This window comes from Streptomyces sp. NPDC055078, assembly GCF_053607985.1.
Genome location: NZ_JBSGUP010001112.1, coordinates 1 through 1,359 on the forward strand (window position 1 = coordinate 1; position 1,359 = coordinate 1,359).

2 protein-coding genes and 1 tRNA gene are annotated in these 1,359 nt (G+C 67.3%); all 3 read right to left on the reverse strand.

Annotation, left to right across the window (positions count from 1 at the left end; all coding sequences use genetic code 11):
- Positions 1-247: 247 nt before the first annotated feature.
- Positions 248-321 (reverse strand) — tRNA-Ile (locus ACWF94_RS40550).
- Between the two features lie 81 nt (positions 322-402).
- Entirely contained in the window at positions 403-1,041 is a 639-nt protein-coding gene (locus ACWF94_RS40555; protein ID WP_453500316.1) for a DUF3566 domain-containing protein, read from the reverse strand.
- A 3-nt stretch (positions 1,042-1,044) separates the two neighbouring features.
- Positions 1,045-1,359 (reverse strand): DNA gyrase C-terminal beta-propeller domain-containing protein (locus ACWF94_RS40560; RefSeq protein WP_453500318.1); only part of this gene is annotated, 315 nt, incomplete at its 5' end.

Below are 1,359 nucleotides of genomic sequence, written 5' to 3' on the forward strand. Positions count from 1 at the left end.
GAGCGAAGAGGACGGGACCCCGAAGCCCGATTGCCAGCCGAGACAGACGGAATCTCTGCGGCGCCATCCAGCAGTGGGCCTGCATGCTGCGGGGGAGAGGCTGGGAGAATTCTGGGAGACGATCAAGCGGGTCGCCCCAGGCGTCACCGAGTGAGACCAACGCAGACCGACACCTGGAGCCGGACCAAACGTAAAGAGCGGGTGCTTCCCACCTGGGAAAACACCCGCTCCTTGCGTACTCCGGCTGTGGGGCTAACAGGATTTGAACCTGTGGCCTCATCCTTATCAGGGATGCGCTCTAACCAACTGAGCTATAGCCCCGCCGCGCTGTGCGCTGACCACTGAAGATTAGCGCACGTCCGGCGCAGCTCCCAAATCCCGGGATCCCGGCCCCCGGCCCCGCTACTCGTCCTCCGCCAGCGTCAGCTCCACACCGCCCACGAACCCGGCGGACAGGTTGTAGATGAATGCTCCGAGCGTTGCCAGCGCGGTGGCCAGGACCACGTCGATCACCGCGATGACCGAGGTGAAGATCAGCACCCGCGGCAGCGAAAGGAACGCCTGGAGGTCAAAGCCATTGCTGTCCGTCGAGCCGGTGGCATCGCTGATCGTCCCGCCGACTGTGGAGAAGACGCCCATGGCGTCCATGACCATCCACAGCACCGCGGCGGCGATCACCGTACAGATGCCGAGCGCGATCGAGAGCAGAAAGCTGACCTTCATCACCGACCACGGGTCGGCCTTGGCCACCCGCAGCCGTGCCTTCCGGGTCCGCGGGGTCGTACGTGCCCCGGTGCGCGGCAGTCGGACGCCTGTCTGGGTCCCGCCACCGCCCTGGGGCGTCGGGTATGCCTGCGGCGGGTGGTACGGCTGCCCCGCCCGCTGTGGCGCAGGCTGCTCGCCGTCAAACATCTCGTACGGGGGCTGAGGCCCCCGGGTGTCCGTCACCGTAACCCCCTGGGAGTCCGTGGCAGGGCCACGGGCACCGCTCGCTCCAGCAGCTCCGCCGGCGGTCGAACCGGCGCCCGTGGCTCCACTCACGCTTTACTCCTCGTGCTCCCCGGCCGAGGGCTCGGTGCCCTCGACTGCCGCTTCAACTGCCGCCTCGGCCGTTTCACCGTCGGTCTCGTCGGTCCCGTCGACCTCTTCGGCCTCGCGACCGGCCTCGGCGTTACGTGCGATACCGACAACGGCATCGCGCTTGCCCAGGTTGATCAACTGGACGCCCATGGTGTCACGGCCGGTCTCCCTGACTTCATTGACTCGCGTGCGAATCACACCGCCGCCGAGGGTGATGGCGAGAATCTCATCCGTCTCCTCGACCACCAGAGCGCCCACGAGCGAGCCACGGTCCTCCAC